Source organism: Wenjunlia vitaminophila DSM 41686, from assembly GCF_000380165.1.
GTDB classification, from domain to species: domain Bacteria; phylum Actinomycetota; class Actinomycetes; order Streptomycetales; family Streptomycetaceae; genus Wenjunlia; species Wenjunlia vitaminophila.
This window is the reverse complement of sequence record NZ_KB904680.1, coordinates 81818-106914: the sequence shown is the minus strand read 5'-3', so window position 1 is coordinate 106914 and position 25097 is coordinate 81818. Positions and strand designations below refer to the sequence as shown.

At 69.6% G+C, this 25097-nt stretch carries 11 protein-coding genes; 7 read left to right on the top strand and 4 right to left on the bottom strand.

Translation table 11 applies throughout. The annotated features are described in order from the left end of the window. Positions 1 to 3 precede the first annotated feature (3 nt). Positions 4 to 219, bottom strand: coding sequence for a DUF397 domain-containing protein (locus A3IG_RS32685; protein WP_078500606.1), 216 nt, complete (start codon positions 217 to 219; stop codon positions 4 to 6). Positions 220 to 221: 2 nt separating this feature from the next. Continuing rightward, positions 222 to 1061, bottom strand: a complete 840-nt coding sequence (locus A3IG_RS0117340) for a helix-turn-helix domain-containing protein (RefSeq protein ID WP_018384851.1) — start codon at positions 1059 to 1061, stop codon at positions 222 to 224. Positions 1062 to 1246: 185 nt separating this feature from the next. Between A3IG_RS0117340 and A3IG_RS0117335 the strand changes: the two genes are divergently transcribed. Next, positions 1247 to 1690 (top strand): ATP-binding protein, encoded by a 444-nt coding sequence (locus tag A3IG_RS0117335; protein WP_018384850.1) that lies wholly within the window; start codon positions 1247 to 1249, stop codon positions 1688 to 1690. Between the two features lie 83 nt (positions 1691 to 1773). Here the strand turns inward: A3IG_RS0117335 and A3IG_RS0117330 are convergent, their stop codons facing one another. Further along, entirely contained in the window at positions 1774 to 2247 is a 474-nt protein-coding gene (locus A3IG_RS0117330; RefSeq protein ID WP_026220364.1) for a hypothetical protein, read from the bottom strand. Positions 2248 to 2250: 3 nt separating this feature from the next. After that, entirely contained in the window at positions 2251 to 3570 is a 1320-nt protein-coding gene (locus A3IG_RS0117325) for an AAA family ATPase (RefSeq protein WP_018384848.1), read from the bottom strand. Between the two features lie 256 nt (positions 3571 to 3826). On the opposite strand from A3IG_RS0117325, the gene drmA reads away from it, so the two are divergent. From drmA to A3IG_RS0117295, 6 genes are all read left to right on the top strand, one after another. Further along, positions 3827 to 7690, top strand: coding sequence for a DISARM system helicase DrmA (drmA, locus tag A3IG_RS0117320; protein WP_018384847.1), 3864 nt, complete (start codon positions 3827 to 3829; stop codon positions 7688 to 7690). Then, the gene (drmB, locus tag A3IG_RS0117315) at positions 7687 to 9585 is read left to right on the top strand and encodes a DUF1998 domain-containing protein (protein WP_018384846.1); all 1899 of its coding nucleotides are present in this window, start codon (positions 7687 to 7689) and stop codon (positions 9583 to 9585) included. Before drmA ends, drmB begins: the two co-directional genes overlap by 4 nt. Then, positions 9582 to 10340 (top strand): DISARM system phospholipase D-like protein DrmC, encoded by a 759-nt coding sequence (gene drmC, locus A3IG_RS0117310; RefSeq protein ID WP_018384845.1) that lies wholly within the window; start codon positions 9582 to 9584, stop codon positions 10338 to 10340. The genes drmB and drmC overlap by 4 nt, the downstream gene beginning before the upstream one ends. A 194-nt stretch (positions 10341 to 10534) precedes the next feature. Further along, positions 10535 to 16513, top strand: a complete 5979-nt coding sequence (locus A3IG_RS30125) for a DEAD/DEAH box helicase (protein ID WP_018384844.1) — start codon at positions 10535 to 10537, stop codon at positions 16511 to 16513. Positions 16514 to 16548: 35 nt separating this feature from the next. Then, complete coding sequence (locus tag A3IG_RS0117300) at positions 16549 to 18831, top strand: hypothetical protein (protein WP_018384843.1); 2283 nt, start codon at positions 16549 to 16551, stop codon at positions 18829 to 18831. 48 nt (positions 18832 to 18879) lie between these two features. Next, entirely contained in the window at positions 18880 to 25092 is a 6213-nt protein-coding gene (locus A3IG_RS0117295) for a hypothetical protein (RefSeq protein WP_018384842.1), read from the top strand. The last annotated feature ends 5 nt before the right edge of the window (positions 25093 to 25097 follow it).

Sequence of the window (25097 nt, the reverse complement as noted above, 5' to 3'; positions counted from 1 at the left end):
CTGTCACGTGTCGGAATTTGGCAAGGTGGTGGAAAACGAAATGAAAGTCAACCACTGTGTTGAAGAGAACGTGAGCATCGGTCCTTCTGGGTCCTTCGAGTCTCGTACGTGGACAGTGTCTTCTGCGCAGGCTATCTCGATACAGTCTCCGCCGCCTGACCCACTGTAACTGCTCTTACGCCATGACAGCGGGGCGATCCTACCTGTTGATTGAGCCATTACTATTCTCCAATGCGTTGGATGAGCTGCGCTGATTCTTCGACGTTCAAAGACTGAGATCGCAGTTTGCCGTATCGCTGATCAAACGCGCTGACACTAGTTTGGTCAGTGATCACCACACCGACCTCCTGGGACTCGATGTAGCCGACTCGCCGGTGCTCTGGCGTTTCCAGGAGGACCATCGGCCCATTGAGTCCGGGGTGGAAGCCGGGAGTGAGTGGCATGACCTGGATGGTGATATTTCGGTAGGCTCCTAGGCTCAGCAACTGTTGTAACTGACCGCGCATGGTCATGGGTCCGCCCACCGGGTTGAGTAGCGCGGCCTCCCCAACTACGAAGGACAAATCCACCAACGGCGTCCGCGTCAGGAGCCGTTGCCTCGCCAGCCTCGCCTCCACGTGTTGTTCGATGACCTCATCGTCCAACGGTGGGCAGTGTCCTGAGAAGAGTGCCCGCGCGTACTCCTCCGTCTGGAGCAGGCCGGGGACGAGCAGCGGATCGTATGAGCAGCGGCTCACGGCCTCCGCCTCGATGATGGCGAAGTCGCGGAAAAACTCGGGCAACTTGGCCAGGTCCACGTTCTCCTGCAACACCCGCAGTGCCCCGCCGGCCTCCAGCACCTCCTCCGCGCGGGCGGTGAACGCGGCCTTCGCGGGGCGGCGGCCCTGCTCGACGGAGGCGACCAGCTCCACGGAGTAGCCCAGGGCCTGTGCGAGCTGTTGTTGGGTCAGGCCGGCCTTCTCGCGGAACAGCTTGACGAGTTTGCCGTAGCCGACCCAGATGCCGGGGCGATCGTCGTCCTTGTCCCGTTTTCGTGGACCGGTGGTGGTAGTAGTAGTCATACGGGGCACCCCCACGTTCCGGTGTCACGTCCCTGGTTCAACGAGGGGGCCGGCCGCCGGTGTCGGTGCTGGCCGGGTACAGGACCCGTACAACGTCCGTACAGAAGCCCCTCCCGCCTCGTACCGCCACTCCGGTACGACCGTGCTACCTGGTCAGGGTAGTGGCGTGACCGCACGGTTACGGCATGAATGCGAATTTCGTCGCTCCTGCCTCGCCCGCCGTCTCGTTCTCCGTGCCGCTCAGCTCCACTTGGCGCGGGGCGCGGCTCGCCAGGTTGCTGGTGGTGCAGCAGCTCGAGAGTTGGGGTGTGCCCCACACTGCGGGTGTCTCCCGAGGGGTTGCCTGGATCACGGCGGAGCTGGCCACCAACGCGGTGATTCATGGCGGCGTGCCTGGTCGGGACTTCGGGCTGGGGTTGTCCCTGCGGTCCGGGACGGTGCGGGTGGAGGTGTCCGACTCCCGTCCGGAGCGACCCCCTCAGCCGTCGGTTGACGTGCCGTCGCCGGAGGCCGAGTCGGGCCGGGGGCTGTTGGTGGTGGCGGAGCTCGCCGACCGCTGGGGGTGGGATGTGCGTGACGGGCGGGTGAAGGTCGTCTGGGCGGAGAGGGACCTCGCGCGACGGCGCTGAACGTGCCCGGCGACGCCGGGGGAGGGCCAATGGAGCCAGGGCGGCGAGCGGGGATCGCCCGCTCGCCGAGGTCGCCGCTGGTCTCAGGCGTAGGCGCTCAGCAGTTCGTCGAGGGTCCACACGGTGGCGGTCACCCCCGAGGTGCGGGCCAGGTAGCGGTCCCGTTCGATCAGGATGTTCAGGTCGCCGCAGCCGAGCCGGTTGCAGGCGTGTTCCACCAGGGTGCTGCCCGAGTTGCCGCCGCGGATCAGGGTGGTGAGGTGGGCGGCGTCCCACTCCACCTCATTCAGCGCCCAGGGCGCCTTGCCCTCCACGACCATGGTGAGCAGGTTCGCGAAGCGTTCGGCGCAGGTCCTGCGGTGGTGGCCGTCGGATATCTGGGCGATGTGGTTGCCGGTCTCGATGACGGCGGTCACCGGTAACAGCAGGTCGCGGTCGCGAGCCTCGCGTTTGCGTTTGAGGTCGGCGACGACGGTGTCCCGGTCCTGGCACTTGCCGGGGATGCCCAGCAGGTTGCAGAGGATCGAGGTGTCCACGAACTCCACTCCGCGCGCCACGGGTCACCCGATCCCGAGGAGCCGGTCGAAGTCGGAGAAGTCCCGCTGGTCGGGTTCGGTTCTTTCCAGGCGCCCCTGGGTGACGACGTCGCCCAGGGGACCGCTGGCCATGGCCACCGGGTACCCGTCCAGTTCGGTGAGCCTGGTCAGGCGGCTGGTCCCGGAGTCGCGGTCCCGGTGGCAGACCACGACGCCTTCGTGGTCCTCGCGGGACAGGGCGGAGAGCAGCGCCGGGCTGTGGGTCGTGATCAGCACCTGGGTGCCGTTCTCCTCGCTGGCCTGCCGGACGAGGTGGAGCACCTCGGAGGCCTGGGACGGGTGCAGGCCGTTCTCCAGTTCCTCGATGACGAGCATCAGCGCCTGGTCGGACGGGGCGGACAGGGGGCGTTTCCCGGGGCCGAGGTCGAGTCCTCGGCTGCCGGTGAGCAGTGACGTGGTGATGGCGAGGAAGCGGAGCATCCCGTCACTCATCTCCCGGGCGGGGGTCAGCCCCTGCTCGCCCTCGTCGAGCCCCAGCATGACGTCGCCGAGGTCGGAGCGGGTGACCGTGAGGGTTTCGATCTGGTGGTCGGCGAGGCCGCGCAGCAGGGTTACCAGCCGCCGGAAGAGCGCGGGGTCCCTGCGTTCGATGTTGCCGATGGCCGCGGAGAGGTTCTCCGCGGTCCTGCGGATCTGGGTGTCACGGGAGGGGACGTACTGGCGCATCAGGTGCGGGACCGGGTCGAGGTGGAAGACGCTGGACAGGGCGGACAGCATGGCTTCCGCCGCGTGCAGGGTGTCGCGTTCGCCGCGGGTGCGGCCCTCGATGCGTGACGGCAGTTGGGCGGTGAGGAGTCGGGAGCCACGGAACGGCCCGCTGGGGTTGCGCCCCGGTTTGCCGTTGTGCCAGGCGGCGTGGATGTCGCCGAGGTGTGGGTCCGGGTCGTAGCTCTTCAGGAGGGGACGGGGGCCGCTCTTGGTCGGACCCTCGAGGCGTTCCGCGACGATTCGCACATCCGGTTCGAGGGTGACCGTCACGTCGAGGTGGATGGGGCCTTGTTCCCCTGTGACGCTGCACCCCAGAGTGAAACTGTCGGTTCCGTGGGGGACGCAGCCGGCGAGGCCGCCGCGCACCGGGCCGGCCGCGCTGTGCCGGCTCTCCAGGGCGTCGGTGATGTCCTCGCCGCTGGCCAGCCGGGACAGCACCTCAAGGCCGTCGAGGGCGTTGGACTTGCCGCCGCTGTTGCGGCCGATCAGCACGGTCAACGGGGCAAGCCTGAGTGTCTCACCGCGGAAGCTCTTGAACGCGGTCAGGCGTACCTCTTCGATGGCCTGTGCAGTCACATCGACAAGCTACCTCAGCACGCTGGTCACGGTGGGGAGGAGTATCGCCGCCCGCCCGTCGTGGGGCGCCGACAGTGCGGCGGCGCCCGGTGCCACTTTTCATCGCGAGAATCACGGTTCGATGATGGCAGTTCGTCACCTCATGTATTGTGAACTGAGTCAACGGCTTGCGCTCTGCGTGCTTCATGGACCTGCCGTCAGTTCCTCGTGTTTTGCCAGGGAACCGCCCCCCAAGCGAAGAAGGGCCCTCGTATCGATGTCCCCCAAGACCGCCCCGGTGTCGGTGCCGCACCCGCTGGACGAGGTTCCGCAGACGTTCCAGCCCGCCGACTCGTACGACGTGCGAGACAAGCTGGGCGACTACATCCGGCGTGACCTGCTCGGCCCGTGGGACGGGGAGCGGGAGACACTCCCGCAGCACTCCACCGGTCCCCGCGACCGGTACCTGGTGGGCATGCTCGGTCCACAGCCGGTCTCGGGGACGACCCAGGCGATGATTGCCAGGGTCGCGGCGCAGTCCGGCGACACGGACGGCGGCTGCGACGGGGAGCAGAGCGACCCCGGGCTGCCCGAGTTGCTGACGCCGCAGGCCGCCGGACGGATGTGGGCGTCCTCCATGGGACTGTCCTTCGCGGTCCCGGCGTCCGTGGGCACGCTCACCGTCACCGCGCGCTGGGGGCGTTACACCGTCGGTCCCTCGGGCGGAGCGGCCGGAGAAGGACCGGCGGCGTGGGTCCGGGAGCCGGTGGAACACCAGGAGGACGTCACCGTCACCACCGAGCACAGCACGCGGCGGCTGCTGGAGGGGGACAGCGCCGACACCGCGGTGTGCCTGGACATCCGGGTGCGACAGCGGGCCGGCACCGCGCACGGCGAGGACGTCAGGGTCGTCGAGGTCGCCCTCGTCAACAAGCTGGCGGAGGCGCAGGGGCGCAGGGACACCAACTGGCTGTTCCAGACCGAGCTCGAGGTCACCGCCTTCCCCGACGACCAGGCCGCCGTCTTCCTGCCGATCGACGACCCGCTCGACCCCGGCGCCGCGAACAGCGGGCCCGACGACCCGGAGGAACGCCGACTGCGCCTGCTCTACCGGGACCACCTCAAGCACGCCATGGGACGCAACGTCGCGGTACGCGCCCACGTGCGGAACGGCGAGCGTCGGGCGCACCGCCTGACCACCACCTGGCTGCCCGAGTACGACGTGCCGGCCACCACCGCACCGACGGCACGGGAACAGGGTCTGCTCGCCGGACTCGAACTCGGAATGGACGAGCTCGCGGCCCTGGCCGTGCCGGAGCGCCGCGAGGAACTGGCCACCGCGCTCGCCCCACTCGCCGACGGCTACCAGGTCTGGCTGGAGCAGGAACGGGAGCGGGCCGGCGCACTCCCCGGCCACCTCGCCCCCGCGGCCACCGCCGCCGTGGAGCAGGCCGAGGAGGTGGCCGAGCGGATCGCCGCGGGCATCGCCCTGCTCCGCGGGGACGACACGGCGCTCGAGGCGTTCCGCTTCGCCAACCGCGCCATGGCCCTACAACGTCGCAACACCGCCATCGCCCAGGCGCGGGGCAGGCACGCGCACGATCCCGCCTCCTACCGCGCCGCCCACGCCGCGGTGTACGGCAGGGGCAAGGAAGGCGCGACCTGGTGGCCCTTCCAGCTCGCCTTCATCCTGCTCAACCTGGACTCCCTCTCCCGTCCCGGCCACCGGCACCGCGGCAGCGGCCGGGATGCGGTGGTCGATCTGCTGTTCTTCCCGACCGGTGGCGGCAAGACCGAGGCGTACCTGGGGCTCGCGGCCTACACGTTCGCCGTGCGCCGCCTCCAGGGAGTGATCGGTACGGATACCGAGGCCCGCAGTGGTGAGGCGGGAGTGGCCGTCATCATGCGCTACACCCTGAGGCTGCTCACCGCCCAGCAGTTCCAGCGCGCGGCGGCACTCGTCAGCGCCTGTGAGGTGCTGCGCAGGGAACACGTGGGGCAGGGAGACACCCGGTGGGGAACCACCCCGTTCCGGATCGGGATGTGGGTGGGCACCTCCGTGTCACCCAACTGGTTCGGCGAGGCCCGGGAGCAGATAGCAGATGCCAGGGAGAGCGCCAGCGACAAGTACGCCAGGGTGCTCCAGGTGCTCACCTGCCCCTGGTGCGGTACCGAGCTGACCGCCCGACGGAACATGGAAGCCGACGAGATCCAGCGCCGGATACTGCTGTACTGCCCGCGCGGTGAGGGGGAGAAGAGCTCCGAGATCACCGGCGTAGGGCGCTGTCCCTTCTCCCGGCGCAGCGCGCGCAACGAGGGCATCCCGGTGCTCACCGTGGACGAGGAGATCTACCGGCTCGCCCCCACGATGCTCATCGCCACCGTGGACAAGTTCGCCCAGCTCCCGTGGAACGGCTACAGCGGGCTGTTGTTCGGACGGGTCACCGAGTGGTGCGAGCGGCACGGGTACCGACACGACGACCTCGACGCGGAGACCAAGTGCCGTGGCAGACACGTCGCCAAGGGGGACGAGTGGCCCGCGGTTGTCTCCCAGCGGGTGACCAGGCTGCGACCACCGGACCTGATCATCCAGGACGAGTTGCACCTGATATCGGGGGCGCTCGGCACCACCGTGGGGCTCTTCGAGGCCGCCGTGGACCAGCTGTGCACCTGGTCCTTCCACGACGCCGACGGCGTGCGTCATGAGGTCGGCCCCAAGATCGTGGCCTCCACGGCCACCACCAAGCGTGCCGCTGCCCAGGTGCGCGGCGTCTTCGGACGGAAGGTGGCCATCTTCCCCCCGCAGGTACTCGACGCGGGAGACACGTTCTTCTCCCGTCAGGTCGGACTCAGCAGAAGCCACCCAGGGCGGCGGTACCTGGGGGTGTGCGCCCACGGGACGCGGCTGAAGGCCGCCGAGATCCGCGTGGCCGAGATCCTGCTCCTCGGCGCCCAACAGCTCTTCGACGACCACGGAGCGCCCGCGGACCCGTACATGACCCTCGTCGGCTACTTCAACGCCACCCGCGAACTCGCCGGCATGCGGCGTTACCTGGACGACGACATCACCACCCGGGTCCGCTCCAACGGCAGTCGCCGGGGGCGGCACCCGATCGCCGACCGCCTCGTCAGCGCGTCCGGCATGCTCACCATCCAGGAACTCACCTCCCGCGTCTCCTCGGCCGACATCGGTGCCACGCTCAAACGCCTCGAGGTGGGTTTCGACCAGCAACGGGACACCTCGGTGCGACGGCGGGCGCTGCTGCGTGAGTACGCCGCCGCCAAGAAGGACAAACGGGAGCCCAGGGTACGGCTGACCGCGTCGGAGAAGCAGGCCGTGGACGTGGTGCTGGCCACGTCGATGCTCCAGGTCGGGATCGACGTCTCCCGGTTCGGCCTGATGCTCGTGGTCGGCCAGCCGAAGAACACGGCCGAGTACATCCAGGCGTCCTCACGGGTCGGAAGGGACCCCCGACGCCCCGGACTGGTCGTCACCCTGTACAACTGGTCACGCCCCCGCGACCTCGCGCACTTCGAGGACTTCACGCACTACCACGCCACGTTCTACCGACAGGTCGAGGCGTTGTCGGTGACGCCGTTCACCCGCCGGTCCCTGGACCGCGGCACCGCCGCCACCTTCGTCGCGGCCCTGCGCCAGTCCGAGTACCAGCACTCCCGCAACACCGACGCCCACGACGTGGACCTCGACGGGGAGGCCGCCACCGACGTCCGGCGGCGCCTGCTGGAGCGTGCGGATCGCGCCGGTGACCCCAACGCCCGCGAGTACCTCGCGGAACGTCTCGACACCTTACGGGAGAAGTGGCTCGACGCGCGGTCGGGAACGGCCCTGACCGGCTACCGCAAGGAGAAGAAGAAGGACACCAACGTCCGGGGGCTGCTACACAGGGCCGACGGAACACGGTGGACCGAGCTGACCGTGCCGATGTCCATGCGGGAGACGGAGAACGAGATCAACCTGCTGTTTTCGGGCGGGGGTGACTTCGTCGATCCGGCCACAAGCACCGGGCCGCCGTGGCGTTTCGGCCCCGCGCGCGAGAAGCCCGGCGACTCGGACGTGACGGTGGACGCCGACGAGTACGGTCCGACCGCTGCCCCGGCATCCAGGAGGGCCAAGCGATGACCAGCACGACCGGGTACTTCCGCCGCGTGGGGACCGTTCGCCCCAGTCACCTGATGTTCACCGCGGGCGTCGGCGCACTGATCGACCTGCCTCACTTCTCCGTCCTGGTCAAGGGCCTGGAGACGTGGAACTTCAGCGGACTCGCCGACTACGTCATCGACGAGCCACGGCTGAGGCACGCGGTCAATCGCGCCCTGCAACTGTACGGCCAGGACCAGATCACCGAGCTGCGGGCGGCGCCCTGGATGGAGGGGGCGGACAACTCACCCAAGGAGCAGTCCGCTCAGGGAACCGGAGTTCCCGTCACTCCGTTCCCCCAGTGGATGCGGTGCACCGCGTGCTACGAGCTCGCCGCCATCGACTCCGGGGTGTTCGCCTTCGTCAACAACAACCCCAGGGCCCCGCACGAGGCGAAGTTCGTCCACGACTGCAAGGCGAAGAAACCCCTCGCCGTCGCGGCGCGTTTCACCCTGGTCTGCACCCGCGGCCACCTCGACGAGTTCCCGTACGTCCAGTTCGTTCACCGCGGCCGGGACTGCGGAACCTCCAGGCCCCGACTTCGGATGCTGGACCACGGCGGCAACCAGGCGGCCAACGTGACTCTGGAGTGCGTCGCCTGCGGGGCGAGGCGCAACATCCGCGAGGCGATGGGGGCCGACGGGCAGGAGCAACTGCCCGCATGCCGGGGGCGGCACCCCCATCTCGGGACGTACGCGGAGCGCGGCTGCGACGAGGAAGCCACCCTGATGGTCGCCGGAGCGTCCAACCACTGGTTCCCGATGACGCTCAGTGCGCTCGCGTTGCCACCGGCGCGGGGCGCCTCCATCAGCAAGCTCCTGGACGACCAGTGGCCGGCGCTGGAGAACGTCAACTCGGTGGAGATGTACCAGTTCCTCGCCACTCTTCCCGGGTACGGCTACCTCCGGGAGTACGACCCGGCTGCCGTGCTCGCCGCCATCGAGGCGCGCAGGAACGGAGGCGGTGCCGAGACGGTGAGCGACACCGCGACCCAGTCGGATCTGCTCGGTCCGGAATGGGACGTGCTGTCCGGGCCGCCACCGGCCGAACCGAGTGATGACTTCGCTCTCGCCCCGGTGACGGTGCCCGACGCGCTGGGAGGGCTCTTCTCCGACGTCCGACAGGTCGAGCGGCTGCGAGAGGCCCGGGCGCTGATCGGGTTCACCCGGCTCGACGCGCCCGACCGGGAGTCCGAGGGGATCGCCACCCCGGTGCGGCTCAGCCGTTCCGCCCCCTCCTGGGTCCCGGCCAGTGAGGTGCGAGGCGAAGGGATCTTCCTGCGGGTGCACCCCGGCCGGATGGCCGAATGGGTGGCCGACGTCCGGTCATCGCCGCAGATGACGGCGCACCGTGAGGCGTTCGCCCGTTTCCGGGACAAGCGCAGGTCCGACCGGCTCACCACTCCGTTCGACCCCATGTACGGCTGGCCGGGTGAGCGCTACTTCGCCCTGCACACCCTCTCCCACCTGCTCATCCGCACCATCGCCCTGGAGTGCGGCTACAACTCGGCGAGTCTGGCGGAACGGATCTACGCCGGTGACGACGACGATCCCAGGACGGGGATTCTCCTCTACACGGCCGTACCGGACTCCGAGGGCACCCTCGGCGGGCTGGTCTCGCTCGCCAGGGCGCCGCACTTCGAACGGATCGTGCGCAGAGCGCTTCGGGACGCCGCGCACTGTTCCTCCGACCCGCTGTGCGCCGAGCGTCTCCCATGTTTCCCGGACGACTACCTCCACGGCGCGGCGTGCCATGTCTGCCTCTTCGTCTCGGAAACCACGTGCGAGCGGGGCAACCGGTTCCTCGACCGACGCTTCCTGCTCCCGCTCGGTGACGACCCGGCGCCGGTGCTGACCCCCGTCGGTCTGCTGCCGTGAGCCGCCGGCGGTTCGAGGCCGCGGCGCACGGTGCGGCCACGGCGCTCGGGCCCACTGGCACCAAGGACCTGGCGGGGCTCCTCGCTCGGGGACGAGGCGCTGACCACGCGCTGGTCGTGCTCCAGGGCGCCGCAAGCGACGCGGTCGGCGTGCTGTACCAGGCCATGGATGCCGAAGGGGTGTCCCCGTCCGAGGCGGCTGCCTACCTGCGCGGGTATGCCGCTGCCTGGACCCGGCGCCGGGATGCCGTCGAGGTCCGAACCGTGTGGAGCGGTCCTTCCACGCCTCGAGTCCCGGTCAGGGCCACCGCTCACGTGCTGGTCGAGGTGGTGGCCCAGGCACGGGACGAGCTGCTGGCCATGACCTACGCCGCTCGTCCCTACGCCACCTTGACCAGGGCCCTCACCGACGCCGTGGCGAGAGGGGTCGCGGTGGACATCGTGGTCGAGACACTTCACGGAGCCCGGGGGTTGCTCTCCGGTCCGGAGCCCGCCGACGCGTTCGCCGCGGTGCCGGGTGCCCGCCTGTGGCACTGGGCCGCCCACGCACGGGCCTACCGGGCCCGCCAACACGCGAAGTTGGCGGTCGCCGATCGGGAGGTGCTCTACCTGGGCAGCGCGAACCTCACCGAGTCCGCCGCCCGGCGCAACCTGGAAGCCGGGGTCGTGGTGCGGGGCGGCACGGCCCCCGGAAGGGCGGCCGAGCACATCAGGGAGCTCCAGCGACTGGGCGTGCTGGTGCGGTTGGGGAAGTGAGTCTCCGGGGCGGGCGTGGGCCGCCGTGGCGAGGCAGCGCGCCGGCGCATGCGTCAACACACGTTGGCTGATTTTACCCGTGAGGAATATGTCCAAAGGCGCCTCGCCATGTGCAGAGGGGACGTAGCCTGCGGAGATCACCCTCTGTGAGGTGGGGGACCCGCAGAGCACGCAGCACGAATGAGGGAGGGAACGTGCGGGTTCCGGGTGGTGTCCTGCGGATCGTCGAGCTCGTGCGGGAATCACCGACGGGGCTCACCGCCGGCGAGGTGGCCGCGGCGGTGCAGCGGTCGCACCCCGGGGCGATCGAGGAGTTGGTGGTCAAGCGGCTGAGGCAGGCCGTGGCGGCCGGGCTGTTGCGGGAGGCCACCGGGCGGTTCTTCGCGGTTCCGGCGGAGTCGCAGGCGGCCGGACCACAGCGGACACAGCGGGTCGGTGGGCTGCGGGCCGTGGCGATCGATGTGGAGAGTGTGGTCCGGACCAAGGGGGAGGATCCGTTCCTGGAACGCCAGGTGTACCAGCTCGGTGCGGTGCGGTTCGGTACGGACCCGGAATGGATCGCTCGTTGCCCCCGTCGGGAGTGGCTGCTGCGATTGACCTGGGGGGAGGAGACCCTCGTGGACGCCGGCGTTCGCCGGCGGGTCCGGGACGAGGGGCTGGCGCCTCGGCAGGTGTGGGAGGAGTTCGCCCGGTACCTCGCCGATGCGGACACGGTCGTTGCGTACAACGGAACCGTGCTGGACTTCCCGGTGGTGCGCGAGGCGGCCAGCGCTGTGGAGCTGGGTGACCCGTTGGCCGGAGCCCACCTGGTGGACGGGTTGTACCTCGCGCACGCCGTGTGGCCGGCGGAGCAGTCACACCGGCTGCACCGTCTCGCCGAGGCGGTGGGTGTAGAGCGGTCCGGGCTCCGGGAGCACGCGGCGGGAGACGACGCCACCCTGCTGGTACGACTGGTGGAGCGGGTCGTCCAGGAGGTGACCCGCTGGGATCCGGAGCTGGCCGCGCTGGTGCGCGACGTGTGCGCCGACTCACCTGCCTGGCGGATGGTGTACCAGCTCGCCTCGTCCGCGGGAGCCCGGGGAGAGTTCAGTGGCGCCTGGGACCAGCGGCGCGTCGCCGAGCTGCTCGGCCGGGAGCTTGCCGGACATCCGCACCGACGGGGCACGAGCGGCAGGCGGAGAGGGCGGGCCCGGTTCACCGTGGACGGCAGCCTGCGCGACGCTGACGGTCGGGTGGACCCCGCGGCGCTGGCAGGGGAGGTGCACGGGGAGAAGGCCGAGCCTCGACCGGCCCAGCGGGATATGGCGACGACCCTGCAATCGTGGATCGACCGCGGGGTTCCAGGTCTGCTCGAGGCACCGACCGGGACCGGCAAGAGCTACGCGGTCCTCGCCGTTGCCCTGGACTGGTTGGCGGCCGGGCCGGGCCGTACTGCCGTGATAGCCACCCATACCAAGCAACTGCAAGGCCAGTTGGCCCGGGACCTCACGCGGCTCGGCCACGTGTGTCCCGGACTGGTGGACATTGCCGACCTGGTCAAGGGACGAGCTGGCCGGCTGTCACTCGCAGAACTGACCGCTCAGCTGGCCGAGGCGGCTCGAACACCCCAGGCGGGGACGACACCCCCCACCGGTCGGGGGGCGTCGCCGGCCAGCCAGGGGCGAGCGGGGAGGCGGGGGCGTGACCGGCGCCGACTCGTCGAGCGGACCGGTTTCCGGGAGCTGGCGACCTACCTGTTGTTACGTCTGCGAGCCTGCCCGGAACCCCCGTCATCGTGGGCGGCGAGATCGGTCGATCCCACGGATATACCTGCCTTCTTCGACGACTACCTCGGGCCCGTCCTCCCGCTGTGCCTGGAGGCCCTCTCCCAACGCAATGATGACTACCAACCAGGAGCGGACAGCCCCCTGGTCGCGCACACTGACACGGTGCGTGAGGCGATCGGGAACCACCGCCTGGTCATCGCGAACCACGCGCTCGCCCTCACGCACCTCGACGACCTACGTGCCCTCGGCCCGGACACGTTGCTGATCATCGACGAGGCACACGAACTGGAGAACGCGGCCACCTCCGCCCTCAGTGTCACCACTGACTACCGGGACCTGGAGAACCTGCTCCTGGACTGCCGAGCCTGGGTGGCGGACGCCCCCAACGGGGCGCTCCGGGATCGCGTGGTCCGCGCACTGGACGAACTCGAGCGGCTGTTCGATAGTGAGCAACTGCCGCGTCTCGCCGCGCAGGCCTTCGATGCCCGAGCCAAGGGCGTCGGCGTGCGCGTCGGAAGCCGCGCCGCCGTGCTCGCCAGCCCCTACAGTGGAACCTCCGGCACCCGCCACACTCGTCAGATCCAGCGACTGCTGGTCCGTGTCCGCCAGGGCGTCCACGCGGTGGGAGCGGCACTCGGTCGGTACCTCGTCGCGAACACTGAGGACCTCGACGGCCATGCCCGGCAGCGGGCGGCGCGTCTGGCCAGCCGGGCGGACGACGCCACCGGCGCACTCGACCGCATCACCGCGGACATCGATCACCTGTTGACTCCCGGGTTGGCCCTGGACGGGAGGGGGAAGCCCGGAACGGCGACGGGCGAGGAGAACCCGGCTCCCGGGGGCGAGGAGGCCGGCGTGGTCCCTTCCCGGGTCGTGTACCTGGAGGAGCTGGCCGAACCCGAGCCTGGTTTGCGTGCCTACCAGTTCCGCGTCACCACCAGCCCGGTGGAACTGCCAGCCGACGCCGTGTGGCGCCGCTTCCTCGGTTCGTTCCAGCGCGCCTACTACCTCTCCGCCACCCTGCGCACAGCGGGCACCTGGGCGTTCGTCACCGAACGGCTCGGTCTGGCGAACACGCTGCCCACACTGGCCCTGCCTTCGCCCTTCGACCTGAGTAGCCAGGCCGAGCTGGTCTGCTTCTCCGACTTCCCCTCCTGGGCCGAGCAGGAGGAGGGCGCCATGCGGACAGTCGCCCACCAACTCGCCGGATACGCGGCAGAACTGATGCGGGAGCGTCAGGACGGGCGGGGACACGACGGTGGCGGCATGGTGCTTACCACCGCCCGCGCCACCGCCGGAGGGATAGGCGACCTGCTGGTACGGGAGCTGAGGTCGCGCGAGTCGTCCGTGCCCGTCGTCCCGGCGCTGGTCCTGGGCAACGGCCGCGCCGTCGCACAGTTCACCGACGAGGACCAGGGAGGAGGATTCCTGGTTGGCACCCGGGGGCTGTGGCAGGGCGTCGATGTCGCGGACGAGCGGCGACTCCGGCTGGTGTGGATCAACAAGTTGCCGTTCGCTCCCTTCGCCGATCCCGTCGTCGAAGCACGTCGGGCCGCGGTCCGTGCCCGGGCGGAGGAGGCGGGGCACCAGGACCCGGACATGGTGGCGACCGAGCGCTACTACCTACCGCTCGCGGCCCTCCACCTCCGCCAGGCCGTGGGCCGTCTCATCCGCTCCCGGAGGCACCGGGGGGTGATCGTGATCAGTGACCGAAATCTCGGTGGGCACACTGGGCTGCGTCGCGCCTACCGCAAGGCGTTCCTCGGCAGTCTGGACCCTCAGCTGCTGAGGGACGACCCGGTGACCGGAGAACGAGGCGGCGGCAACGTGACCACGATGGTCGATGGATGGCGCCGGATCTGGCGGTTCCTGGCGGGCGGCCGGCTCCTCGGCGAGACCCGTGCCGCCGAACTGTGCACGGACGACGCCCTCGAGCGGCACACGCTGCTTCCCCACACCCGTCGCCTCAGGGGGCTGACCCTCACTGTGGGAGAGATGGCGCGGCTTCGCACACAGGGCCGCCTGGAGGAGGAGGTGCTGGCGCGAGCCGCCGTGGCCGCCGGGCTACTCCGTCTCTCCGACGAGCCGGTCACCCTTAAGCCAGCACAGCGCGCGGTGATCAGCGCGGTTGCTGAGGGACGGAACGTCCTGGGACTCCTGCCCACCGGCTTCGGCAAGAGCTACACCTTCCAGCTTCCGGCACTGGTGCTGCCCGGAATCACCCTGGTCATCAGCCCACTGGTGGCGCTCATGCACGACCAGGCACTGGAGCTCAACCGTTCCATAGGAGGAGCCGTACGCGCCCTGATCTCCCCGCTGCGGGAGTCCAGCAGCCGGGCGGGAAAGACTGAGGTCGCCGACGAGCTCCAGGGAAGGGCGGACCACGGGATCAGGTTGGTCTACGTCAGTCCGGAACGGCTCTGCCAACGGCGCTTCAGGGAACTCGTCCGGGAGGCGGTCGCGGCTGGCCGGTTGACGAGAATCGTCGTGGACGAGGCGCACACCATGGCGCAGTGGGAGGACTTCCGGCCCGGCATGCGGCGGGTCGAGCGGTTCATCGCGGAGCTACGCGACACGTACGGGCTGCCGGTCACCGCGGTCACGGCCACCGCAAACCGGTCGGTGCACGCCGCACTCAGGGAGGGAGTGTTCGGACTGCCCCCGGAACCACCTGCCGACGGCTCCGCCGAGGAGCGTGCGGAGGCCTCCAGGCCCGACGCACGTGGCGGCCTGGTCACCGTCCGGGGGAATCCGGTACGACCCGAACTGGCGGTCTTCCGTCGTTCCCTGAACAGGCCAGGACCCAGGGGAGTGGTCGGGCTCGCCGAGCGGGTGGTGGACGCGCTGTCCGGGCACGCGATCTTCTACTGCCTCACCGTGAAGGAGGTGAACGCGCTCCACGCCCATCTCCGCGAGTACGTGGGCGACGCCGGGGTGCGGGTGCTCAGGTTCCACGGTCGCCTCACCGAGGCGGAGAAGGCAGCCGTGATGAACGAGTTCAGGGAGGCCCCGCGGCAGGAAGAGGAAGGGTTCGCCCCGATCGTCATCGTGGCCACCTCCGCCTTCGGGCTGGGGATCAATCGGCCAGATGTCCGGACCGTGTTCTGTGTCTCACCCCCCACCGACCTCGCCGCGCTGTATCAACAGATCGGACGAGCCGGGCGGGACGCGTCTGGTGCCGCGTTGACCGACGAGCGGCAAGCCAACGTTGCGCTCGCCCTGGCAACGAGCCGCGGTCTGCGCACCGTCCAGTTCATGACCGGGCGCGACCTGCCGGCCTCACTCTTGCGTCGGATGGGACAGACGGTGCTCAGCTCCAGGGACACCATGGACGCCGCCGCCCTCGCCAACGCCCTGCTGAGCGAGGACGTAGCAACCGGACTGCTGAACGAGCGCGAAGCGGACAACGAGTACACCGTGGACCGCTACCGGACCGGAGTGATGCGGGCCTTCGGCACACTCGCCGACCTCGGCGCCGTCACCGATCTCGGCGACTACCCACCGCTGTGCGCGGTTGGACCGGGAGATCTACACCCGAGTGGGGGGCCGGTTCCGGGGGAGCCGACCGGCGCGATGGAACGAACGGTCGTAGACGCCGTCCTCGCCCTGCCGGACCGCGGCCGTCTGCGGGTCCACACAGTGGACAGCCTCCTGGTCGAACGAGTGCCCGGCTACCGGGAACATGCCGAGGGACCGGCTGGCACCTGGGAGATCCTGGCCGATCTGCACGACCGTGGACTCCTCGACGTGTCCGCGGCACCGAGCTGCCGCTTCGTCACCGGCCTCACCGTCCACCGCAGCCGGCTACCGGAGGGCTACCTGCCGTTGATGTCCCGGCGTACGGCGCGCGCCGACCAGGAACTCGCCTTGTTGCAGGACTTCTTCACGGACACCACGACCTGCGCCCAGCGGAAGCTCTCCTCCTACTTCGGCGTTCAGACGCTGCCGGACGGCTGTTGCTCGACCGCGCTCTGCCGCTGCTCCGCCTGCTGGGCGGTGCCGGACTGGCCACCGCACGAGCGTCGCCCTGCCGTCGCCGCAGCGTTCGAGAGCGCCGCACCCAGTACCGCGGGCACCACTGACAGTGCGCTGCGGTCCCGAAGGCTCGACAGCCAGACCCACCAACTCGTGCGCCTGATGGCGAAAGGTGTCCATCTCCGCATCCTGTGGCACGCCCTGCGCGGCGACGAGTCGGCCTACCAGCCCGCCCGCAATCGGCACGAGCCGCTCCCCAGGCCCCTTCGGGACAGCCGCCACTTCGGCGGACGACTGGATGTCACAACCTCGGAGGTCGAAGGGAGCCTGAATCGGCTGGTTCAGGCAGGGCTGCTCTCCAGTACGGAAGACGGCCGCTGGCACGCCCGAAACGGTGGTGGGTCCGTGTCGCCGAAGCAACTCCGCGACTGATCGCGAAGAACCCGACCACAGAAGAGGGGAACCGCATGAGCGACGCTCCCTGGGAGCTTGACGGGGCGTGGCGGCCGTACACCGACGAACCAGTGCTCACACCCGCCATGACCGACGGCTACGACGCCGTGTGTGCCACCGAGCGGGACCGGCTGCGGCTCTATCTGGAGGCCCTGGTCGCCAGGCGCGGCGCCCCGGTCCATGTAACGGTCGCCTTCAACGCCGCCTACTTCGGCTACGGGCTCGCCGGCGAAGGATACGGTGACAGCCCACTGGACCCGGACGGCTTCCCCGGCGTCACGCTCGGGGAACGCATCCCTGCGCTTCCCGTTGGCGCAATGGTGCGCGTGACCACGGGATCACAACCCTTGTTCGCCGAAATCGTGTACAAGGAGGGCCGCGCTCGAACCGGTGATCCGGACAGCTCCTCGACCTTCTCGGTGCCCGACCCTCCGGCCGCCGGCCAGGCCGGAGCGGAATCCGCCGACCAAGGACCCGCGGTCCGGCGCGAGCTGCTGGTCCCGGACCCGCACGCCTTCGGCCCCGGTCTCAGCCTCGCTCAGACGCAGCTCAACCGTCTACGTCACCACCACCGTTGGATCAACCAGGACGGACACGTCCTCGTCGATGCCGTCTACCCTTCCCGCGCCGCCGCCCACGACGATGTGCACTTCTATGCCGACTACCTGCTCACCGTGGCCCGCGACCAACTCCTCAGTCCGTTCGTTCCGGTCAGCCTTCCTGAGCTGGCAGGCAGCGGGCAGCAGGCCGCTCTGGCCGGGGCGCTGCGCCGCCTGCTGGCCGTTGTGGAGCGGACGCTGGAGACCAGTGACGCCCTGCGGATGTGGGGGCGGTACGCGGTGAGCCGCAACGCTCTCGCCGCGGGCTGGCGGGACCAGGGGCCGCTGGGCAGGAATGACATGGAGCGCCTCGTCACCACCGTGCAGTACGCCGCGACTCCCGCGTCACGGCGTCGTCGTGGCCCTCGCGCTGGAACTGTCGCCCACACCGCCGTCGGCCCGCGCCTGCGCGAGTTCCCGGGAGCCGCGCCTCTGCTGTCCGGCGTCGGCTACGCGGCAGCTGTGTGCAGAGCCAATCTGGCGCTCGCCGACGTGATCCGCAGGGAAACCGAGGACGGCGTTTTCGAGAACGGTACCCGGGTGTCCCTCGAGGACGATCTCCAGGACGGTGGCCTGTGGCGGTCCTGTGATCTCGGTGGCAGCTGGTGGAACAGTGCCCGCCCTGGCGACAACGGAACGACGGGGACCGCTGCCGTCCAGGAACAGCCGATGGAGTCGGCGCCGGTGGTTCCCCTCCCCGCCGAGCCTCTGGATGCCCCACTCGCCGACGACGCCCGCCTGGGCTGCGGACAGCTCCTGCGCATCGACGACAGCGAGGTCGCATGGTTGGCGCCGCTGAGGCTCGCCCATCTCCTCGACGACTACTTACCACTGCGACCGATCATCGCAGACGGATTGCGAATGACGGGCAGCGACCACGTTCCAGTGCGCCTGGAACTGACCCATCTAGGGGAGGAACTCGAGGATGACGAGTCAGTTCAGGACGTCGTGGCCGAACTCACTGCGGACACCGGCAGGATCAACGGCGTCTGCTGGCCGATCGGTTTCTTCCCGGGGCTCGTCCTGCGTCTCCAGTGGCCCCGGGGTGGACGGGTCATCCGGATCACCACCATCCCGCGGGAGGTACCCGAGGTGGTGGAGGGACGGACCCTGGCGCACGAGTACGACAGCTCGGTTCTGACCCGGGAGACCGCCCCGGGCAGTGACCGGGCCGGCGACACCGCCGCCGGCCTTGGACCGCGTGCGCTGGTGATGCGTGCGGTGCGGCGTTGCGGGCTGCTCACAGACGACGGCCACGCGTTGCTCGACCGGTCGGCGCTGCCCTCCGTCGTCTATGGGCAGAAACTCACAGCGGAACAGGCCGCGGCCCTGGACGAGGCAGCCGACGCCCTGATCGCCGATGGACGGCTCTACCCAGCCACCGGCAGCCGGGACGGCGACGGATGGCCCCACCACCCGGCACGACGTGGTGAACCGGAGATCGCCCTCCTGGGCTACGACCCCGACCCCCGCCCGGTGGCCCGCCCATCGTCCGTGATCCCGGCCCCGAAGCCGTCGGGCGTGCCGATGACACCGCAGTACGTCCATGGACACCTGCGGAGGCTTCGTCCCGGCGCGTCACCCAGTGAGCAGCAGCGGGCCGCGTTCCGGGAGCACTGTCGCCGGCTCGGCAAGGCGGATGGCTGGGAGCTGCCAGCGAACCACACGTTCGTCAACGAGTACACCAAGGGCCAGTGACGGCGACCCACACTTTCTCCACCTTCACCTTCGTTGAACGGAGCACGTATGCACGACCGGTACCGGGTCATCGCACAACCACCACTGTCCCCACCGGGCACCCCCGTCCACCTGCTCGAGGACCTCGCTCGAGCCCTGAACGCCCTAGAAACGCCCGTCTGTGACGCGTTGGGCGTCCTCACCACGGACGAGGTGGCGCTGGCGTTCACGTCGTTGTTCATGGGCGAGCGAAAACTCCTCCTGCGTGAACTCGGCATTCCCCTGACCACGCCGCGCAAGCCGAGCAAGTCGCTGTGCGGTGATGTGCTCAGCAGGCTTCAGCGGGAGGCGTGCAAGAAGGCGTGCGCGTGCCCGGCGCAGGGGCTGACCTCGCGCGTCATCGAAGACGTGGCCATGGCCGCCTGGCAGCACGACGAGCGACTCGAAACGACGGACCCGTGCCAGCGATGGAGCCCGAACCTCGTCCGTCTCGCTGTCTTCGCCTGGTGTGAGGCCTCCGCGGTGGACGCCAGGGCGCTGGTGTGGTTGGCCAGTCAGGGCTGGCTCGGCGTCACCGCGGCGCCTGCTCAGCTCGAGACGCTCCGGGAAGCAGCCGCACGAGTGGTGGAGGCCACCCCGCAGGCAGTTCCCGGCCAGGGACACCAGTCACGGACGCGTACCGGACAACCCGTGGCCCCGCGGGAGGAGGGCGCCCACGCAGGCTCGGACGTTCAGCCAGCTTCGGCCACCACCCCCGATCACGAGGCGAGTGGATCCCCCGTTGCTGCCGCCCCCTCGCCCAGAGACACCGCGCCGACCGGCATGCCGAGCGATCAGGACGCGACTGACAATGGGGAACGTCACGAGCCGGGCGCGGTCATGGAGCCGGGCGCCGCGCTGGACCACCTGACGGCACTGGTCGTCGCCGCCCGGGGTGCGGTGCGGCGGGTGGACGACGCGGTTACCGGCGGCCTTCCCCCGGCGACGAACGATCTCGGCGCCCTCGGAGCCTTGCCCGCCGCCTATGCGCAGGTGAACCAGGCCCTCGAGGCGGTGGGAATCAAAGGGGTCGAGTGCCGCCTGGACACCCTGGCCGAGGCCGTGGCAGCTCACTGCTCGGAACGCGACCGGGACCGCGCCGTCCGCGAGGCCCTGCGGAGACTGCTCACGATGGAGTGTCCGGCGGATGCCGCACTCACTGCGGTCCTGGAGACAGCCCTTGGCCACGCCCGCGATCTGCTGGACACCTCGTCGTGGGAGACAGGCGCCCAACGGCGAGCAGCGGCGCTCGTTGCGCTGGTGGAGCTCGTCGAGCTGCGAGAACAGCCTCGGGAGAAGGAGCAGGTCGAAGCGCTGCGGCAGCAGGTCGGCATGGGCCTGCCGGACTGCGCGCTGGTGGCCCTCAGGTATGAGGAGTTGTTCCTGCCCGAGACGGGCCGCTCAATCGATGCCCGGCCGACCAGCTCCGGGGCGCAGGAGCAGCAGTCGTGTCGCTCGGAACCGACGAGTATCCCGGAAGACTGGCCCGTGCCGTCGCCGGAGTCCCAGGCTGCCCCGGCCGATGCCCCCGAACGTAGCGCCCTGACCCCCTCCAACGGCACGCACCAACCCACCCACCTGTCCCCACCCGGCACGCAGGAGGGGCACGGGACCAACGACCGGGAGATGACCGGTCCGGCCGAGCCCACGGGAGGCCGCGATCCGGAACCGGCGGGACTGACCACGGTGCGGCAGCCGGACAATGCGGGGCGGGGCGACGAGGAACCCTCGAAGGACAGCGACGATTCCCCCACGTCCCCGGCCGCCGGGGAACCGGAGTCAGCGCCCAGCGAGAGCGCCGCTGAGCCCGAAACTCCCGGCTTCGACGTGGACGACGTGATCGCTCGGTTGGTGACCGAGGGGCGCTTCGGGCTCGCCGCGCACCTCTCGAAGGCGGCCGGTCGCTCCGCTGCCGAGGAGGCGGCCCTGCGCCTCGCCGCGGTCTGCACCGGCCTGCGTCCCGGGTACACCAGCGGTTCGCGGCTCGTCGAGGAGGTGCTTCAGAACTGGGACGCGGCCGACGCGCGCGCGACGGAGGGCGTGGAGCTGGTGGCGCTCCCCGCGCTCATCCGTGCCGCCCTGCTCACCGGTGAGCACGTGGCGGGTGCGCAGCTCAAGGCGCTGGCGCCACGGCTCCCCAATGGGCTGTCTGCCGTCGCCGTCGCCGTTGCGGACCGGGCGCTCAACGGAGCCATGCTCATCGCGCCCCCCATGGCCGTTATCATGACCATGACGGAATTCGAGGCGGAGCGGCGGGAGATCGCCGATGTCGCCCGGGGGCTGCTCAAGACCCAGCGCCTTCGTTTCCATCGGGCCACCGAGATAGCGAAGGAGTGGCTGCGCCCGACCGGGATTCTTGGAAGTACCCTCAGGGCGGTCATCGACGCCGATCCTCAGGCCGATGCGCAGGCCGAGACGCAGATGCGGGAGACCATCGAAAGGTGGTCACGGTTGAGCGACATCCACTCGGAGATCGACCGGATGGACCAGAAGCGCCGTAAGGACCACGGGTCGAGCAGCCGAGTCCTCCAGGGCTCGGGGCGGCAGGACCTGGTCAACCTCGTCCAGCGGACCGTTGAGTGCGCCAAGGCCTGGCTCGAGCTCTCCCAGTCTCCGAGGAGCCGTGCCGCCACCGACAACGAGTGGGCCGTGCGGGAGATCTCGGAGATGCGTCAGGCCGTGCTCACTGCCTTGCCCCGGGCAGTCGCAGATACGGAGGAGATGGCCCGGCGTCGTGCGACACTGCCCGCCGCCGCGGCGCGGGCGGCACGCGACGCGCTCCAGGACCTGCGCCCGGAGCTCGAACGCGGTACGCCAGACCGTACGACGACGGGGTGGATCGACCCACGGCAGGCCCTGGACATGGAGCTGCTCAAGGTTCCCCTGCCACCTGGTGCGTCACCCACGTGCCAGGACCTGCTGGAGGCGGTGGGTCGCACATGGGACGAGGCACTGGAACTCCAACTCGAGCACGACGCCTTTGGGGCCGCACGGGCCATCCTGGACCTGGCGGGTTGCGGACTGCCAGCGCCGCTGATCGTCCACTACGACCCCTCCTGGCCATCGCGCCTGTCGGAAGCGGAGGAAGTGCGCCGCCTCGAGCTCTCCGCCCGACACGAGGAGCTCGTGGCCGCACTCCGGCAGGCGAGGTTCGACAGTGCCGTCTCCGACGAACAGGACGTCGCCCTCCAGGAGCTGTTGGCCGATGGCCACCCCAAGGCCGAGGACGGCTCCTCGCGGGAACTCCACGTGGTACGCGTCATCCTCGACAAGGTCTCCGAGCTGCTGCCCCGGCACCGTGACGAGGCGGCGGCCCGGCTCCGGGCACGACTGGACGCACTTCCCGCGATCACAGCCGAGCAGCGGGCGCAGGCACAGAGGCACCTGGACGCGGGGCAGCTCGCCACCGCCGCGGACGTGATCTACTTCCTCGAACTGGGTGAGCCGGTTCCCGAGACCCGGAGTGAGAAGTCGCACCTCTCCGACTTCTTCCCGGCCGTCCCCGACCGTCTGCCCAAGGGCATCACCGGGGACCTCATCGAGACGATCCGCGAGCGCGACCGGCACCCCCACCTGTCCGCCCTGGACTACCGACACCTTTCGGAGGACGAGGCCGTCCGGGCTGCGAACGCCCTCGACGGTTGGCGCCGGCTCGCCTCCACCAAGGCCGCTCAGCGGCGCAGCATGGACATCCACGAGCTGCTACTGCCCGCGCTGTCCTTGCTTGGGTACGAGGCGGGGTCCGCGCGTCTTCGCGACGACCTGCCACGCACGGAGGAGTACATCTTCGCCGAGGTCTCCAAGGTGCAGCTCAACGGGCGAGCCTGGGTTCCCGCCTTCGGGTCGGAGATCCTCGAGCAGGGACGCAGGCTCCGTCTGATGCTCCTGTGGGGACGCCCCGCGGCGGAACTGCTACTGAGTCAGGCGGCCAAGGACCCCAGTGGGGAGAGCCTGCTGGTTCTGTACTTCGGCACCCTGGGAAGCAGTGCTCGGGCGGCCCTGGCCGCCAACTCCACGGCACGCCCGACACTGCTCGTCGTTGACGACGCAGCCCTCGCCTACATCGCGGCCCGAGGCAACCGTCAGGTGAGCGCAACGACCGAGGTGCTGCTGCCGTTCAGCGGAGTCAACCCCTATCGCAAGGACAAGCGCGGCCGGATCAGTCGAGAGATGTTCTACGGGCGTGATGCCGAACGCAAGAGCATCATCGACCCGGAGGGCACCCAGATCATCTTCGGTGGGCGCGGCCTGGGCAAGTCCGCTCTGCTCAACGACGCAGGCGAGCGGTTCCGGGAGCAGCAGCCGGGGTACCACCACTCGGTCTACGTGAACCTGGACCGCCACAACATCGGGGGCGGTGCGGCGCTCGGAGCCGATGCGATCTGGGCCGTGCTCGCACAGGAGCTGTCCGGGCGTGGGCTGGATGTGCTCCCTCAACAGCAACGCCGCAAAGCACGGGTGACTGATCCGCACCAGCGCGTCTGCGACGGCGTCAAGAACTGGCTCGCGGTCGATCCACGTCGCCGGCTCCTGGTCCTCCTCGACGAGTGCGATCGCTTCTTCGAGACCGACGCACCGCAGTGTGCCCAGACCAGGCGTTTGAGGGTCCTCTGCGAGGAGACCCGTAACCGGTTCAAAGTGGTCTTCGCGGGTCTGCACTCCGTGCAGCGGTACACGAGGCTGGCACGGAACGGCCCGTACAGCCACCTGGCCCAGACACCGACGGTCGTTGGACCTCTGGCCCCGCAGTTCGCCGCCGACCTGCTGCTCCTCCCGATGCGCGCCCTCGGGTTCGAGTTCGCCGACATGGACCTGGTGAACCGGGTACTCGGCTACTGCTCCTACCAACCCTTCCTCCTCCAGATGTTCGGTAGCCGGCTGGTCGAGGTGATGCAACGCCGACGTACCCGGGGGGTGGCCGGGCCGCCGTACACCATCGAGGCCGCCGACGTGGAGGCGGTGGAATCAGACCACTCCCTTCGGGCGGACATCACCGCGGCCTTCAAGGACACGCTCAACCTCGACGACCGGTACCGCGTCATCGCCAACGTTCTCGCGGACTACGCCCGCCACTACGGGCTGGAGCGGAGGCTCACCGACGTGGAGCTGCGTGAGGAGTGCGCGAGCTGGTGGAACGCCGGTTTCGCCCACCTCGACAGTGAGGGGTTCCGCGCGTACCTCCAGGAAATGGTGGGGCTCGGTGTGCTCGCTCCCAACCACGACGGTCGGGGCTGGCACTTGCGCGGCCCCAACGCTCTGCGCATGATCGGCACCCAGCAGGAGATCGTCGCCCAACTCAACAGTGCGGCGAGTGAGTGCGAGCTGGAGGACGTCCTTGTCCTGGAGGGCAGGCCGGACCTGCCGAACAGGCGACCTGCCCCGCTCACCGTCAACCAGATCGACGACCTGCTGGGAAGCCATACCAACCAGACTCGTGTCGTCCTTGGGACAGCCGCCACAGGAGTGAGTGACGTCGCCGATGCGCTGCGGGCGGTCACCAGCCGGGTTCCCGGCTGGAGCGCTCCGGCCATCGGGAGCACCAAGGTCTTCCGTCAGCAGTTGGTCTCCGGCCAGGCCGGAGAACGCCGGGTCGTCATCAGCGACCTCGCCCACAAGGAAGTGAATGTGGACAACTGTCGTGAGGCGCTGGAGCTGGCTCGCACGCTGCTGCCGTCACGTTCTGGTGTGACCAGGGCAGTGGTCCTGATCGCCGGAACCGACCAGTTCGGCCTCTGGCGCGACCTGTTGACCGGCTCCAACGGCAGTGCCCTGACCGTGGCGTTGCGTCGCCATGACAGAAGGAGCCTGCGTTCCTGGGCACAGCGAAGTGAGACGTTTCACACGGACGACCGGCTGAACCGGCTGGTCGAGGTCACCGGTGGCTGGCCGATGCTGCTGGACCGGGCCCTTGACCTGTACGCCGAACAGGGCAATCAGGACGAGGCCCTGCACCTGCTCGCCGCCGAGCTCCAGCAGAAGGAACTTTCCGTGGAGCTGGTCACGGCGTCAGGCCTCGCCATCGACCCTGTGGTCGTCGCCACTTACCAGGCACTCGATGCCGAACGGGCGACCGGGTGGGAGAGCGAGGACTACCTGCTGACGGTTGCCGAGTACCACGGAGTCCGGAAGGAGGACGCCGTCTGGGCTTGTGCCTGCCTGGAGGCCATCCAGGCCCTGGAACGGGACGGCTCGCGACTGCGGATGGAACCGGTTCTTCGGGGCTGTTGGTCGCGAAGGGGGTGAGGGAC